The following is a 15,606-nucleotide window of genomic DNA, read 5'->3' as shown; positions in this document are numbered from 1 at the left end:
CAGCGTAGATGGTTATCGCAAACGACGCCCGGCCAGGCGATCTTTCTGGGCGCGGACGGCCTCTGTCAGAAAATCCATCAGCGCATGAATCCTCACCACACCTCGCAGGTCCGGATGCATCAGAAACCACAGGCCGTATTCCAGCTCTGGAATGGGGTCGGTGAGTTGAACGATGTCCGGGTCCTCGTCCGCGAGATAGCAGGGCATCACGGCCAGCCCCATGCGGGAGCGAATGGCGCTGAGGATGCTCACCAGGGTATCCACACGGTAAACACAGGCCTGCTTCAGCGCGTGGTTATCCATCCACTGGTCCACGGAGGAATCCTGAAGCCTCGGCCCGGCGCCAATCCAGGGCTCACTGGCAAGGGCCTCTATGGAGGTTCCCGGCGTCAGGCCGAGGTCTTTGTGAGCATAGACAGCCTGGCCGAGGGTGGTCAGTGGCCGGCCAATCAGGTTTTCCGGTGGACGGTTGGAGGGACGTATAGCCACGTCCGCCTCCCGACGTGTGAGATTGAACAACTGATTGGACACCGCAACATCCAACACAATGCCTGGGTATTTGTGCCGGAACTGCGTGAACAACGGTGCCAGCACGCCCATCAGAAGAGAGTCCGTTGTGGTGGTCCAGATCTCGCCACTGGGCTCCAGGTCACGGCCGGCTACCTTGCGTTCGGCGGCCAGGGCGGCTTCGTCCATGACCTTTGCCGTGTCTGCGAGTTCTTCCCCTGCCAGTGTTGGCCGATAACCTGTGCGGCCCCTCTCAAAGAGAATCACCCCAAGGCGCTGTTCAACATCGCCCAGCCGCCGGAACACCGTAGCGTGGCTCACGCCTAGTGCCCGAGACGCTCCAGAGAGCGAGCCAGAAGTAGCAATGGCGAGCACCAGTTCAAAGTCATTCCACGCCAGATTGCTCCGTGTTCTCGCGGAGGCGGTGGGCGATTTTTTGGGTTGTTTATCTGTTCGTTTTTGCAAAGTCTGTTCTCGGTTCTAGGGAATAGTTTGCAGTTTAGAACAAGTTTAGCATGTACCTGAACTCATACGACAACCAGTGCGATCCGCCACAAGGTGCGGCGCCAGGGAGGATAGAGACATGTTGATCTCAGCAGAAAAGACCTACCTTAGCGGTGGCAATTCGCTGGCTTTCCGCGAGCCGGCAGACGGTAATGCAAAAGAGTTGCACCGGAGCAGCATACCGCTCAGATATCGCGATGGGATGGGAGGCGTCAATCTTGAGCAAGTGAAGCGGGATCAGCGCAGGGCGCGTCGAGACCTCATGCGGGCGATGATCCGGGGCCTGAACCGACTGCTGCGTCTGCACTAGAAGAACGCTCCGGCTGCGGCACGCCAACCGGTGCTGATCGTTCAGTGTTGCTATAGTCATATAACAGGCACTGATGTCGGAGCGCGAAATGACCCAGAATATGGAATTGATCGAGCGGATTGAGCGTATGCGCGATCTCAATCCGCTGGATGCCGCTGAAGAGCTGATGCAGTCACCCGTGGACGATATTCAGTTCATCCTTTCGCGATTGCCTGCGGAACAGGCACAGATCATCGCTTCACACCTGGGAGATCTGTCCGCACCGGAAGAAGCGGCGACCCGCGCAGTGCTTTCCGGCATGGAAGAAACCGTCGGCGAACTGATGACGCCGGTAACAGCAACATTACCGGACAGCTACACCGTGGCGGAGGCGCTGACCTTCATGGTGAAAAGCGCCGATGTTTCGGAGATTAGCTACATTTTCGTGACGGATAATGACTGCCTGGTGGGTGTGGTCGGCATGCGGGACCTGATTCTGGCCAAACCCTCTGAGGCGCTGGCTACCATTATGGTGCGAGAGCCGTTTGCGTTCCAGGAAGGCACACCGGTGAAAGACGCGGTCGGTGAAGTGCTATACCGGCACTACCGCATGTACCCAGTGGTGGACGACCAGCAACACGTGGTGGGCGAGGTGCGGGGCTGGAAGCTCTACGAACGCATCGCATCGGAACTCAGCGCCCAGGCGGGTTCCCAATACGGTGTGGCGAAGGAAGAGCAGATCAACACTCCAGTGTTGGCGGCCTTCCGCATGCGCCACCCCTGGCTGCAGGTTAATCTGATTACCGCCTTCGCCGCTGCCTTCGTGGTCGGCATGTTCGAGAGCACCATCGCGCAGATTGTTGCGTTGGCCGCCTTCCTGCCGGTTCTTGCCGGGCAAAGCGGTAACACCGGCTGCCAGGCGTTGGCCATTACCCTGAGGGGCATCACCCTGGGGCAAATCAATGACTATCCGATCCGAAGATTGCTGCGCAAGGAAGTTCTACTGGGCGCACTGAATGGCGCAGCCGTGGGCGTCATTGCCGGCATTGCCATGTTTGCTTACGCACTGTCCACCGATTCCGCCAACCCGGCCATGCTCGGCCTGGTGATATTCATTGCCATGATCGGCGCCTGCATGGGCAGCGGTATCTTCGGGGTGGCGGTGCCGCTGGTGCTCAAACGGTTCGGCGCCGACCCGGCTACCGCGAGCAGCATCTTTTTAACAACCTTCACAGACATTATTGGTATGGGGCTGATGCTCTTTCTTGCAACGTCGTTGGTGTTGTGAGCGGTCAGCAATCTGAACGACGTCCTTAAATCGTTGAACGAATAGGGTAAAAGCCTGTCTGAACCTTTTCTGGCAGTGTGCCTGCCTGGAACACTGCTTTCATTGTCATCCATTTTTAGAGACTCGCGGCGGCCAGCGGTGCTGGCAATCGTTGTACGAGCAACATTGATTGAAAAAAGGTGCTTCTGTGTCGACCAGTGTTCAGATGAGCGATATAAACCTTACCTACCCAACTGAGTCCGGCACTGTTGCAGTGCTCAACAACGCGTCCCTGATGATCCCGCCTGGGGACACTTTGGCAATAACTGGCCCCTCGGGCAGCGGCAAAACCTCTCTTCTCCTGCTGCTTTCCGGCCTTCAACGCCCAAGCAGCGGTGAGATCCTGATCGGCAGTCAGCGCCTGGGCGACATGGATGCCAACGCATTGGCCGACTGGCGCAGCGAACACCTGGGCATCATCTTTCAGTCCTTTCATTTGTTGCCGGGCCTGACCGCACTTGGGAACGTTAGTCTGCCGCTGGAAATAGCCGGGCAGTCGGATGCCCGCGAGCAGGCCCTTTCGATGCTGGAGGCGGTCGGCCTTACCCACCGGCTGCAGCATTATCCAGGACAGCTTTCCGGGGGTGAGCAACAGCGTGTCGCGATCGCAAGGGCACTGGTGCACCAGCCAAGTCTGCTGCTGGGCGATGAGCCCACCGGCAACCTGGACCATGCCACAGGAGAAAAAGTACTCTCGCTGCTGTTCGACCTCCACAAGGAAAGCAAATCCACCCTGGTGCTGGTGACCCACGACGAACGTGTCGCGGAGCGCTGCCAGCACCGGGTCCGGATGGATGGTGGGCGCCTTTATGAAGCGTAACGCTCAGACAAAGCCGCTGTGGATGCTCAAATTCGCGATCACCGATCTGCGATCGCGCATCTCTGCGCTCAAGGTCTTTCTCGCCTGCCTTATCCTCGGCGTTACCCTGGTGGCCGCTACGGCCAGCCTCTACCGGGTGATCGAGCAGAGCCTGCTGGCGGATACCCGCATGCTGTTGGGTGGCGATGTGGAGCTGGATGCCAGTGAGCCGTTACCAAGTGACGTGATCGATTGGGTAGGGCGCACCGGGACTCTTTCGCTGGTTCGGGAGTTCGACACGATTGTCAGTGGCGAAAGCGGTGACGGCTTCTTTCGCGCCGAGATCCTGATTCCGGATGCGGCCTATCCGCTCTACGGTGAGCTGCAGCTAACGCCGGATCAGTCGCGTGCCGAGCTAACCGCACGCAAGGATGGCCGATGGGGCGCCGTAATTGACCCCTTGCTGGCCGAGCGCCTGGGCCAGACTATAGGAGACCAGATTGAGATAGGCGCAGCCACGTTTCGCATCAGCGGCCTGATCCAGAAACAGCCGGACCGCCGCCTGAATGCCAACTGGCGTGGCCTGCCCATCATGATTTCCGAACAGGCGGTCGAGGCGACGGAACTGATCCGGCCAGGCAGCCGCGTGGACTACGAATACCGGGTGAAGACCGACCAGAACCTGGATACGTGGCTGGCGGACTTCGAACAGGCATTCCCGGAGCCAAACTGGGATACCACCACCTTCGCCGAGCGCAGCGAAGGCATCGCCGAACGGCTGGACCAGATTGCCACAGCGCTCATCCTGATTGCCTTCACCACGCTGTTTATTGGCGGCCTCGGTGTCGCCAACAGCATACACGCTTACCTCGACGAAAAACTGGGCACCATCGCCACCCTGCAGACACTCGGCCTGCGCCGCAAACCCTTGGTGGCCATCTATTTGTTGCAGATCGGCCTGTTGGGCAGCCTGGCTGGCCTGATCGGTGGCGGAATCGGATTGGGGTTTTCCGCGGTGGCGATATCCCTGGCCGGCGACGCCTACGCGCTGTCCGGGCCCGAAGGGGCAGGGGGCTGGTTATCCCTGTGGTTTGTTCCCTTGCTGCTGAGCTGGCTGTTTGCGGTGCTCACCGCCTACGTCTTCGCGCTGCCGGCCCTGGCCAGGGCCCTGGCTGCGTCACCGGCTGGGCTGTTCCGGGGGCAGGTACAGGCCGCCCGTAACGAACCCCGAACATGGCGGGTCGCGAGCTATGTGCTGCTGGCGATCTATATCAGCGCCACTCTGTTCTGGTTGCCGTCGCCGCAACTGGGATTCCTGTTCCTGCTGGCGGTGGTCGTACTCTGGGCCTTGCTGGAGGCCATTATTAAAGGGCTGCGGCGAGGCGCCAAAGCGCTGGAAAACAGTGGCTTTGCCGACCGCAAGTTCGCCCGACGGCTGGCGTTGGCCAACCTTCACCGGCCGGATTCGCCCCTGCGGGCAACGTTGTTGTCGCTGGGCACCGCGTTGACCCTGGTGGTGGCCTGTACCCTGATGGTCACCACACTTCTGAGAGCGCTGGAAACCACCATCCCGGCGGAATCCCCCGCGCTGATCCTCTACGAAGTGTTCCCGGACCAGATGGAACCGCTCACGTCCGGCCTTGAATCGCTGGACCCGTCCAGCAGAACGGAACTTCTGCCACTGGTTCGCGCCCGAATGGCCGCCATCAATGAAGAGCCCATCGCAGACGCGCTCGCTGACGACCCCCGAGCCAGGCGCGAAGCTATGGGTGACGAATACAAGCTCACCTACCTGGCGGGAAATCCGGAAGGCCTTGAGCTGGTAAAAGGCAATTGGTGGAGCACTCCGGCCCCGGAAGGGCAGCCCGCCTACATGGCGATGGAAGACCGCGAAGCCAACGCACTCGGGCTAACGGTGGGCGATCGGATTGAGTTCACGGCCCAGGACCAGCCGATTGTCGTCGAAATTCGGGCCATCTACCGCCAGAAAGGCCTACAGACCCGATTCTGGTTTGAAGGCGTTCTGCAGCAAGGCGCCCTGGATGGATTGATCAGCCTGTACGTCGGCGCGGTCTACCAGAGCGACCCCGCCGCCAAGGAATCGCAGCAATGGCTGGCCAGCAACATCCCCAACGTGATCACACTGCGCACGGCGGACTGGCTTGAAACGGCGGGAGACCTGCTCAGCAAGGCAGCCGCTGGCCTTGCGGCGGTTGCGTCCGTCAGCCTGCTGGCGAGCCTGTTGGTGTTGTCCAGCGTGGTCAGCGTCAGCCGCAGGCGCCAACTCTACGAGGCCAACTTGCTGCATTGTCTCGGTGCCAGGCACCAGGCCATCCGGAACTCCATGCTGCTGGAAACCGCCTTGCTGACCTTTCTCGCAACGGTGTTTGCCACGGCGCTGGGTTCGCTGATCGCGCTGCCGGTGGCAGACCTGGCGCTGAAACTGCCAGCGGGAGATTTGTGGTGGATCGGCGCACTGGTGGCCGGCTTCGTCAGCGCGCTGGCGTTGCTGGGTGGCTTACTGCCTACGTTGAGGGCTATGCGGCTGAATCCGGCGGTTCTGTTGCGGGATGGGTAATTGACTGGTTACATCGCCCTCGCGAACAACCCAAAGGGCAGGGCCTTCAACACATAACTGAGCGGTGTCCAGGGCCACCAGGGCACATAGGCGCGGCGTACCTCGGAATCGATCGCTTTCACCAGAGCTTTTACGCCGGTTTCCAGATCCACCCGGAAGGGGGCGTTCTTGGTATCGCGGTTGATGTCGGTGAGGATGTAGCCCGGCATGATGTTGCTGACGTTGATGGGCTTGCCCTTGGTGTCCAGTTGCAGGCCTTCAGCCAGTGACGCTACGGCGGCCTTGGTGGCTGCGTAGACGTTGATAGGGCCACGGAAGCCGCGAACACCGCTGACTGACGACATCAGTACCAGATGCCCACTGTACTGTTCCCGGAAAATCTCCATCGCCGCCTCGCTCTGGGCAATGGCGGCGATGAAGTTGGTTTCCGCCGTCTGCCGGTTGGCGGCAAAGTGCCCGCGCCCAATCGGCTGGGAGCTGCCAATACCTGCATTCACCACCACGCGGTCAAGGCCGCCCAGCTCTTCCCGAAAGCCCCGGAATACCTCGAACACCTGCTCGTAGTCGCACACGTCCAGGCCGCGGACCAGCACCCGAATATCGGGGTAGGCCTGCTGTAATTCCCGCTGTAATGCTTCCAGCTTATCCGCCCGCCGCGCACAGAGCGCAAGATTACAGCCCTTGGCGGCCCATTCGCGGGCCATGCCTTCACCGAGGCCGGTGCTGGCACCGGTAATCAGAATGTTCTTTCTCATTGGTTATGCCTTGGCTGGTTCGATTTGTTTGAGATCAGCCTAGCATGATTGGGTGAGTTTGGAATTGGGTGACGCGCCTTAATCTACGGTCCTCGTTAGCCCCGACTCATGCAGCGCATTGCCAATCGCCTGATAGGCTCTTTCCGCTTCCGACAGGGCTGCATAATCGCGTGCGCAAACCGCGACGATAACCGCTTCATCGGGTGCCTGGGGGTTGAGCAGGCCGATATCGCAGGAGCGGGCCACCTGGGTGCCGGTTTTGTGGGCGAAATGGGTGCCCGCTGGCAAGCCCCCTGCAATCCGGTGATCACCCGTGGTTATTTCGGATAGATACCCCAGCAATTGGTCCGTGTGGGCGTCATTCAACAGTTCGCCCCTGACCAGTTGCTCCAGCAATGCCCCGAAGGCTTCGAGACTGCCTGAGTTGATTCCCCGCTGGTAATAGCGCTCAAAGGCTTCACGCACGCCTTTGGCATCCGCCTCTCTTGCAGTAATGTTGAGTTTTTCCAGCAACATATCGTACCGCGCCTGGTAGGTGCGGGCGGTTTTCAGATCGATGAAATCACGATTGGTCAGCACCGAAACACTGGGGTGAACTTCCCTGTATGCGTCGTAGCGCACCTGGAGGATCGTGGTAATCGGCCCCAGCCCTTCGGGAACCAGCCGTGCCACATCCTCTCCGAATGATTTCTCGCCAAGAAAACGTATCAACATGTCGGTTGCTGTGCTGTCACTGTCGACAATAGAGCGTCTGTTGAGCTCTTCCAGGCTGTAACGGGCACCGGGGTCCACCCAGAGCAGATCTCCAGTGCCATCCACATAATCTGCAGCCCGGAGAGTGAGTTTCTGCTCCAGATCCAGGCCTTCGTTCTCGGCACGTTGCATCAATACGATGGCTAGCGGAATTTTGACGGTAGAGGCCAGATACCAGTCCTGGTCGATGTTATGAGAAACCTTCTGGCCCGTACCCAGATGACGGATGTAGACCCCGAGATCGCCAGAGAAGGTTCGGTCAATGCGTTCGATTTCTTTCTGCAGAGTCGGGGACCAGTCATCGGCCTGGGCCACAGAACCCAGGCTGAGAACGAAGAGGGCCAACAGTGCCGCACCGGCCTGCGAGAAGATAGGTTGCAGATTCATGGGGCTCCCTGTTTGCGCCGGGTTACAAATGCTAAGGGTTCCAATGCTGCGTGCACAGTCCGACGGCTGTCAACGAACCGCCAGTTACGATCCGGTAGCCTTCAAGCGATCTTCATCTATTACCGCTAAACCTGATATGCGAAGGTTGCGTTTATACGGAAAGAACCCAACTGCGGCGCAGGGAGTATCCGAAATGGCGAGCAAAGGCGAACGTATTGACGGTCTGGATGCCCTTCGGGGCTTTGCCATCTTCGGTATCCTGCTAATTAATATTCAGGTGTTCTCGGGTTGGGGATTCGTCTCCGCTGACACAAGGCAAGCGTTAACCTGGTCGGAATGGGACGAACCCATTGCCACCTGGCTGGACATCCTCGTGCGGGCCAAGTTCTACAGCCTGTTCTCCCTGCTGTTTGGTTACAGCTTCATGATGCTGGCCCAGCGGGTACAGCACGGCCCCGTCCGCTACCATTTGCGGCGAATGCTGGGGCTGCTGGTTATTGGCGCCGCCCATTCCCTGTTCCTATCCCCGTGGGACATTCTCATGTTGTATGGGGTGATGGGGCTCTTCCTGGGGGCGTTCCTGAACGTTCGCGCTCCAACGCTGGCTGCCGGTGGCGTTGCGCTGTTGGTATTCACCGGTGTGGCACTCTGGTTCGCGCCCCAGTTGGGGTTGGCGGATCTCGGAAGCGGCATTTCACTGCGCCTGCTGCAGGACAATGTGCCAGCCCTGAGTGGGGGGAGTTACCTGGAGGTGGTGGAAGCCAATGCCTACCTAAGCGTCAGCGTATTTCTGGATCGAATTGAACACCTGCGCCCCCTACGGGTGTTGGCGATGTTTCTATTCGGCGCCGCCGCTGCCCGTCTGCACCTGGCGGAACGCAATTCGGGCCATGTCCGGCTATTGGTTGCGGTGGCATTGGTTGGCCTGGTGGTCGGCACCGCCCTGGCCATGGCCGAGGTCAAACTGGGTGAAGAGAGCCTGGCCCACAGGGTTGTAAATTTGCTGGGCGGTGTAGGCGCTCCACCGTTGCTTGCCATGGGCTATGGTGCCGTTCTGCTGCTTTGGTGGCGGGGCAGGGGACGCTTGACCGGGGCGGTTCGCTCGGCCCTTGCGCCAACCGGTCGTATGGCACTCACCAACTACATTCTGCAGTCCGCCGTCTGCATCTGCGTCTTCTATGGCATGTGGGGCGACCGCTTCGCCTCACTCTCGCTCGCCGCGCTGATGCTGTATTCAACGGTATTATTCATCGCCCAGATGATCTTCAGCGCTGTCTGGCTGCGGCTATTCACCCAAGGGCCCCTGGAATGGCTCTGGCGCTGGCAGATGAAGCGCAAGCGGCCAAGGTTGCTCCGAACAGAGGCATAGAAATAGAAATCAAGCCTCGTCCTTCAACGCCAGGCTGACCAGCTTGTGAACCACGGGCGACACCAGCATGATGGTGGGAAAGGCGACCGCAAACGCAAAAAGCCAGGCATTCAGCCAGATTGAAACGATGTTGCTGACCCAACCCACGTTGAAAACACTGATCACCAGCGACATGATGCAGGACATCAACAGTGACATGAAAAACGAAAACACGATTCTGTGATATTTGCGGTCAATCATTCTTTATCTCTTCAAGACATTCGTAGAGCTTGGTAAGGGTTCTCCAGGGCAGTTCAGACTCTTTATTGTTTTTTCCTTCAGCCAGATCGTCTCACCCTGATACGGATGTTCTCTCCAGTCTTCTGTCACCTCAATACAAAAACCGGGCAAATCAGGCAGGCGCTTGATAAAGGTTTTTGGATAACCTTCGGGCTTTTCACCAATGATGGCAGAATCCGAGTTCTTCAGATCGACGGCTGATTGCTGCGAAGCACAACCAATAAGGCCTATGCCCAAAAGTATGGTGAAAATGCACTTCATAGCGTGGACCCATCCAGATCTTTCACATAAACATGAGTCGTCTTTGTATGCTCGAAACCGATAGACGGGTAAAACCCATGGGACTCCGAACGATTCACATTGGATCGTACCACAACCCGTGACAGCCCTTTGGCGCGGGACCAGTCTTCAACAGCCTGAACGAGCAAGCGCCCAACACCCGCCCGTCGAACATTGGCGCTCACAACCAGCCCAGTGATCTCAGAGGTAAACAGCTCACGGATAGAAATACGCCTCTCGGCGACCGCCCACCCAACCACTGCGGCATCTGAAATAGCCACCCATATCTGATGGCTCGGAGATTCCAACAACGCCTCTAGCCATGCCCCAGTCTGAGATTCGTTGGAGGAATAACCCCATTCCAGAACCAGATTGTGTATGTCCGATAGGTGTTCAGCCGTTCCTTGCTGGATCGAGATATCCATACTCATTCAAAAGACCTTCTGCCGGAGTGGCCCGGAGCGCCGCATAGAACGCCAGGGCCGCCCATTCCCTCGCCTGTTCAGAATCCTCGAAAATGCTCTCCGACGAATTCGCTCATTTATTCTTCTGATCTCATTTTACGCCCGCACACCTAGCCTCACAGTGAAAGAAAGCGCTCGAGGCGTGCCCGCTCGTCCTGCAATGCGGGCTTGAACGCGGCGTCGCCTGGGGCATGTCCGCGCACATACCCTGGCTCCAGCTCCAATTGCCCATCACGTACGGCAGCATTTGCCCAGCCTATGACATGACCACGCCACAGCATAGGCAGTGCATAGTAACCACGCACCCGCTTCGGTGCCGGAGTGTAGGCCTCGAAACGGTAGGCCCAGCCCCAGAAACGCTCGAAGCGATCGCGGTCCCAAACTAAAGGATCGAAGGGCGCCAGTAGGCGCAAGTCGTCATCCAGCACATCGTCACCCGCAAAGCGGCGGCTGCCAGGATTCTCGCCGATGGGCCAAAACCAGCGACAGCCATCCACCGTCGCCTGGGGCAGCCGAGCCTTTGCGCGCGCGAGTGCTTCACGACGACGCTCGCGCCACTGCGGGACCGCTGCAGAACTCACGCTCGTTACCAGGCGGCTGAGCGTAGCCGCAGGCAGCGGGGCATATTTTGCGACGGCCACGTCGACCAAAGCGTCCAGTGTGGTATCCGGGTCCACCGCGTCGCGCTCATCAGCGAGCGGCGGCGCATACAGGCGCACCCCGGCTTCGCGCTTTGCCACACGCAGCAGCCCACGATAATGCATGCCGTCCAAGAGCTGCGTACTGGCACGGCTATCACCGCCGAACCAATTCTTGGTGGTGCCATGCTCGAAGGCTGAGTCCACCTCGCGCGGGTGAACGACACCACGGCTTCGCACAAATTCCTGCACCGCCTGCGCCTGTTCCCAGCGTGAGCGTGGCCACTCGGTGCGCGCCGTGCGCGGGTGCATAAGGCGCTGCGTGGTGTGGGGCAGAACCCCGTAGTTGATAAAGAAGTCTTCCTCGATCGCCAGGCGAGGGTAGCGAGCCTCCAGGTCACCCGCGTGGTAGTCGATAACACGATGGCGGAGCGTCAAATCCTGCGCCCGGGCCGGCGCTCGTATTGGGTCGAGCTGGACGAAACCCAGTTTATTAATCGCACGTGACAAAGTGGTCGGCTTGAAGAGACTGCGCGAGATGGCGTAGCGGCGCAAATGATCCATGGTGAGGGGAGCGGTCATAGTAATCAGTTGCCTTACTTGTCCGGCTGAATCGAGATATGTCGGTCCGGCGGCGGCAGTTTGGGTAGCATGGCTTCCGCATCAACCGTGTGGGTAGCGAAAAAAGCTTCCGCCGCTTCAATCAGAGCCGCCTCGGTTTTGAGGATACCAAGATAGACCGGCCATTCGGCGTCGATCAGTTCCGTGCTGTAAAAATTCGGATCGACTTCCACCAACTTTGCCAGAAACCGGAACTCCATTTCGTTCATGACGGCGTAATCGCAGCGTTTGTTCAGAAACATGCCCAGCATCTGTTGGGCATTGTAAGAGTCATGGCGGGCCAGGTTGGTACCAATCCGCCGCTCAAGTTGATCACTGTAGACAAACCATTTTCGCAGACAGATGCTGCCATCAAGATCATCGAAGGAGGCCGGTTGTCGGCCAGGTTGTGCGAACAGACGATCTCGCCAGGTTAACACCGGTCCTACGGCGTGCATCCGGTCTGGCAGCGGCATCCATAACGGGTTGGCAAAAACCGCATTGGCTCGTCCTTTTTCCAGGGCCCAGGCCTGGCGTTTGCGCGGCATCGGGCGAAAACCGGCTGTAATACCGGCCTCCAGGCTGAACTCATTGATCACCTCGACCAGAATGCCCTTGTTGAGGTTGTCACCGTAATAAAACGGCAGAAAACCCTCGTCCGACCCCATAATCTCGAGCGTTTGAGAAGAAACTGGAAGGCACCAGAATGCTACGATGATCAGCACGCCTGCTCTCATGAAAATTCCTCTTATGCTCCGATCATAGGCTAGGAGCGCCTACTGTACCGGGGTAAGTCCACATTGAGAAATTCGCACGCGAGTTTCGTCTCGGCGAGCGGGTCGAGCTCATCGTCGATCAGGATACTAAGAAGTTGCTGTCAATCCTCACGCGGTTCGTGAAAGTGGCGAACGAGTAGAGACCAAACGATCGAGGCTGACTGATCCGATTCGGGCGCAAAGTGCAGAATGAGATGCTCGCGGGCATTGGCCTTGAGGGGCTTCCAGATCGGATTACCGCGACGACGGCCCGTGTATCCGAGGAAGTTTCGGCCTTGGCCACCGAAGGCGAGAAGCTGGATCAGAAAGCCGGCAATGCAGCCGATAAAATTCGGAAACTATAGCAGTCCATTGAAGCCTTCCGCGATTCACTTGCGGAAATAATAGTGGCATCGACAATCCTGCCTTCACGCAATATCAGGCCGTTTTTCTCCAAATGCTTGTTTACCTCTTTGACCAGTACCTTGCCAAGGCTGGGCTGCTCCAGTAAATGACGGAAGTTGAGAATGGCGGTCTCGTCCGGCAAACGGTCCAGTCTCAGATCAGCGAAGTGCCGCATGGATTCGATCTCGTACAGAGCGTCTTCCATCGCCAGGTCGCTCAGGTTATAGAGCAACTGCATGCAGTGGGCTCGCTGCATCGCAGACAACGGGTACGGAGGTCGTCCTTTCGGGCCCTTGGGGTAATAACGAGCTACTTTCCTCTCTAACTGCTTCTAGGGAATCAATTTGTCCATTCGCTCCAGAAAAATTTTTGCAGCGGCTCTTCTGCTTCTTAGTCTGGTACTCGGTTTCGGAGAAGGTGATCTGGTCCATGGTGGCAACGAATCCTGTGCAGTTGACGATGTTCGTTATATCGCTGATTTTGGGGACTAATTCTGAAACTCTCTAAGTAACTGCAATGTGGGGATAAGATCTGCACAGAAGGGATATCAACCTCAAGCGAAATGCTTTCCAATAGAAGCACTAAAATAAGAGTTGGAGCACTCAAAAATGAATAAGTTTAAAACCTATTTCGTAATGCTAGTGTTGGGATATTTTATGAGCATGGCTACAAATACCGCGCTCGCATCTTCCGATATAAAAATTGGAGTAATGCAGCCATTGAGTGGGGTATATGCTGGACCGGGCCAGTCTGGGCTTGATGGTTTTTTGCTTGCACTGAAACCATATACGAATAACTCTCATCAAAATTCAATCGAAGTAATTACACTTGACACGGAAGCCAAGCCTGCGAGAGCTCCGGAATTAGCAACATCCCTACTTATGCAACACAAAGCAGATTTCATTTTTGGGCCAGCTCACTCTGGCGTAGCAATGGGGATGATCAAGGTGCTGCGAGGCAAGGATACCGTGATGATTATTCCGAATGCCGGCGCTGCCGCCGCCACCGGATCGCTTTGTTCGCCGAACATTTTCAGGACCTCCTTTTCTTCTTGGCAGCCGTCCTACCCCATGGGTAAGGTTGCTCTCGATAAGGGCTACAAGGACGTGTACCTAATTAGCTGGAATTACGGTATGGGTCGAGAAAGCTTGGAAGCCTTCGAAGAGTCCTTTGAGGCTGGTGGCGGCAACGTAGTTAAGAAGGTATTGATGCCTTTTCCATCCACCAACTTTCAGCCACACATCAGTGACATCGCCGCCCAAGATCCCGATGCCGTATTCGTATTCTTTGCGGGCGGCGGCGCAGCCAAGTTTGTCAAAGACTACGATGCGATGGGCTTGCGCGGCAAAATCCCGCTGTTAGGTTCGGGCTTTCTCACCGAGGGCACGTTGGAAGCTCAAGGCGAAGCAGCAGAGGGCGTGCTTACAACCCTCCACTATGCCGAGCAGTTGGATGTGCCAAAAAACCTGGAGTTTAGAGAGACCTTCCATACCGAGTATGGCCACTATCCGGACATCTACGCAGTCCAAGGCTATGACGCAGGCCAAGCTATCATCAAAACCATCAACCTGCTTGACGGAGACGTCAGCGACAAACAGGCGGTGATCAACACCATGGAAAAACTGACCATCAACAGTCCGCGCGGTGACTTCACTTTCTCCCGGGCCCATAACCCAGTGCAGAACATCTATCTGCGGGAAGTGAAAAACGGCGTGAACGTAGTGGCCAGCGTGGCAGCGGAAGCTCTGGAAGATCCGGCGCGAGGCTGTAAGCTCTGATCCGCCTGTAAAACACACCCCGGCCCGCCAACAACGGACCAGGGTGTCTCATGAAAAACACCCTCTCGGACCCGGCATGGGTCCGCTGCAACATCGCTGGGTACCTCTATGACGACCGAACTCTTCTTCGTGCAACTTATCAACGGGATTCAGTACGGCTTGCTACTGTTCCTGATTGCCTCCGGACTGACGCTGGTGTTTGGCGTTATGGGCATCCTGAACCTGGCCCATGGTTCCATGTACATGGTGGGCGCGTACCTAGTGTGGTACTTCGTCACCGTCACCGGCAGCTTCACCGTTTCGGCGGTGATCTCGGCCATCATCGCGCTGACTCTGGGCATCCTGATCGAGCGGGTGCTGATACAGCGGCTGTATAATCGCAACCACTTGGACCAGGTGCTGCTGACCATCGGCATGATCTTCGTGTTCAATTCGTTGCAGAGCATCCTGTTCGGTAACGATCCCTACGGCGTGGCCGTGCCCGGCGCGCTGGGCGGGGGTATTCCGTTTACCGACAACTCCAGCTATCCCATCTACCGCATATTCGCAGCCCTGATCTGCGTAGCCATCGCCGGCGCGCTGTATTACGTGGTGCGCAGCACCCGGCTGGGCATGCTGATCCGAGCTGGGGAGTCCAACCGGGAGATGGTGGAAGCCCTGGGCGTCAACATCAAAAGCCTCTACACCATCGTGTTTGCTATCGGCGTCATGCTGGCGGCTGTCTCCGGCATCATCGCCGCGCCCATGCGCTCGATCGTGCCGGGCATGGGCGAGAGCGTTCTGATTACCTGTTTTGTAGTGGTGGTCATCGGTGGCATGGGCTCGATCACGGGTGCATTCGTGGGCGCCTTGCTGGTGGGCCTGATCAGCACTTTTTCATCAGTGCTGATGCCGAGCATGTCCAACATGATTATCTACATCTTTATGATCCTGGTGCTGCTGGTAAAGCCCCAGGGCCTGTTCGCGAAGTAGTAAGCGGGAGCCGATCATGATTTTCGAGAAACGCACCGAGCGAATCCTCGTTCCGATGTTCTTCGTGGTGACTCTGTTCGTGCCACTGTTCCTGGAGTCCAACTCCTTTTTCGTGGATAAGGTGACGACCATCATCATTCTATCCATCTTCGTGATGTCCCTGGACTT

General features: G+C 57.7%; 15 protein-coding genes and 1 pseudogene. 7 read left to right on the top strand and 9 right to left on the bottom strand.

All coding sequences use genetic code 11. The features are described from left to right. Positions 1-12: 12 nt before the first annotated feature. On the bottom strand, positions 13-972 hold the full coding sequence (locus tag MDG893_RS13410) for a LysR family transcriptional regulator (RefSeq protein ID WP_050776509.1): 960 nt from the start codon (positions 970-972) through the stop codon (positions 13-15). A 118-nt stretch (positions 973-1,090) separates the two neighbouring features. On the opposite strand from MDG893_RS13410, the gene MDG893_RS13405 reads away from it, so the two are divergent. From MDG893_RS13405 to MDG893_RS13390, 4 genes are all read left to right on the top strand, one after another. Then, a complete protein-coding gene (locus tag MDG893_RS13405) occupies positions 1,091-1,321 on the top strand; it encodes a hypothetical protein (protein ID WP_007154336.1) in 231 nt (76 codons plus the stop codon). 88 nt (positions 1,322-1,409) lie between these two features. Further along, positions 1,410-2,588, top strand: a complete 1,179-nt coding sequence (locus tag MDG893_RS13400; protein ID WP_050776508.1) for a magnesium transporter — start codon at positions 1,410-1,412, stop codon at positions 2,586-2,588. A 205-nt stretch (positions 2,589-2,793) separates the two neighbouring features. Continuing rightward, the gene (locus MDG893_RS13395) at positions 2,794-3,447 is read left to right on the top strand and encodes an ABC transporter ATP-binding protein (protein WP_007154334.1); all 654 of its coding nucleotides are present in this window, start codon (positions 2,794-2,796) and stop codon (positions 3,445-3,447) included. Then, a complete protein-coding gene (locus MDG893_RS13390) occupies positions 3,437-6,004 on the top strand; it encodes an ABC transporter permease (RefSeq protein ID WP_040474612.1) in 2,568 nt (855 codons plus the stop codon). Before MDG893_RS13395 ends, MDG893_RS13390 begins: the two co-directional genes overlap by 11 nt. Before the next feature lie 8 nt (positions 6,005-6,012). Here MDG893_RS13390 and MDG893_RS13385 read toward each other — a convergent pair whose 3' ends face one another. Further along, positions 6,013-6,759 carry an SDR family oxidoreductase gene (locus MDG893_RS13385; protein WP_007154332.1) on the bottom strand — a complete coding sequence of 249 codons (747 nt, stop codon included), beginning with the start codon at positions 6,757-6,759 and terminating at the stop codon, positions 6,013-6,015. A gap of 78 nt (positions 6,760-6,837) precedes the next feature. After that, the gene (locus tag MDG893_RS13380) at positions 6,838-7,899 is read right to left on the bottom strand and encodes a serine hydrolase (RefSeq protein ID WP_007154331.1); all 1,062 of its coding nucleotides are present in this window, start codon (positions 7,897-7,899) and stop codon (positions 6,838-6,840) included. 193 nt (positions 7,900-8,092) lie between these two features. Between MDG893_RS13380 and MDG893_RS13375 the strand changes: the two genes are divergently transcribed. Continuing rightward, on the top strand, positions 8,093-9,268 hold the full coding sequence (locus MDG893_RS13375; protein ID WP_007154330.1) for a DUF418 domain-containing protein: 1,176 nt from the start codon (positions 8,093-8,095) through the stop codon (positions 9,266-9,268). Between the two features lie 9 nt (positions 9,269-9,277). On the opposite strand, the gene MDG893_RS13370 is transcribed toward MDG893_RS13375, so the two are convergent. The 6 genes and pseudogenes from MDG893_RS13370 to MDG893_RS21255 form a co-directional block, all read right to left on the bottom strand. Beyond that, positions 9,278-9,508: a DUF2798 domain-containing protein gene (locus tag MDG893_RS13370; protein ID WP_007154329.1), complete on the bottom strand. Its 231-nt coding sequence runs from the start codon at positions 9,506-9,508 to the stop codon at positions 9,278-9,280. 3 nt (positions 9,509-9,511) lie between these two features. Further along, positions 9,512-9,808 carry a hypothetical protein gene (locus MDG893_RS13365; RefSeq protein ID WP_007154328.1) on the bottom strand — a complete coding sequence of 99 codons (297 nt, stop codon included), beginning with the start codon at positions 9,806-9,808 and terminating at the stop codon, positions 9,512-9,514. Further along, positions 9,805-10,257, bottom strand: coding sequence for a GNAT family N-acetyltransferase (locus MDG893_RS13360; RefSeq protein WP_007154327.1), 453 nt, complete (start codon positions 10,255-10,257; stop codon positions 9,805-9,807). Before MDG893_RS13360 ends, MDG893_RS13365 begins: the two co-directional genes overlap by 4 nt. 149 nt (positions 10,258-10,406) lie before the next feature. Continuing rightward, positions 10,407-11,510 carry a DNA glycosylase AlkZ-like family protein gene (locus MDG893_RS13355; protein ID WP_007154326.1) on the bottom strand — a complete coding sequence of 368 codons (1,104 nt, stop codon included), beginning with the start codon at positions 11,508-11,510 and terminating at the stop codon, positions 10,407-10,409. Positions 11,511-11,524: 14 nt separating this feature from the next. After that, positions 11,525-12,265, bottom strand: coding sequence for a substrate-binding periplasmic protein (locus tag MDG893_RS13350; RefSeq protein WP_007154325.1), 741 nt, complete (start codon positions 12,263-12,265; stop codon positions 11,525-11,527). A 340-nt stretch (positions 12,266-12,605) separates the two neighbouring features. Next, positions 12,606-12,956: pseudogene (locus MDG893_RS21255) on the bottom strand (transposase); the annotation flags it as partial. 340 nt (positions 12,957-13,296) lie between these two features. Between MDG893_RS21255 and MDG893_RS13340 the strand changes: the two are divergent. Both MDG893_RS13340 and MDG893_RS13335 read left to right on the top strand, forming a co-directional pair. Beyond that, positions 13,297-14,466, top strand: coding sequence for an ABC transporter substrate-binding protein (locus MDG893_RS13340; RefSeq protein ID WP_040474606.1), 1,170 nt, complete (start codon positions 13,297-13,299; stop codon positions 14,464-14,466). 108 nt (positions 14,467-14,574) lie between these two features. Beyond that, positions 14,575-15,438 carry a branched-chain amino acid ABC transporter permease gene (locus MDG893_RS13335; protein WP_007154320.1) on the top strand — a complete coding sequence of 288 codons (864 nt, stop codon included), beginning with the start codon at positions 14,575-14,577 and terminating at the stop codon, positions 15,436-15,438. Positions 15,439-15,606 lie beyond the last annotated feature (168 nt).

This window comes from Marinobacter algicola DG893, from assembly GCF_000170835.1.
In the GTDB taxonomy this organism is placed as follows: Bacteria; Pseudomonadota; Gammaproteobacteria; order Pseudomonadales; family Oleiphilaceae; genus Marinobacter; species Marinobacter algicola.
Note: the sequence above shows the minus strand (reverse complement) of the source record. Positions and strands in the feature narration are given on the sequence as shown.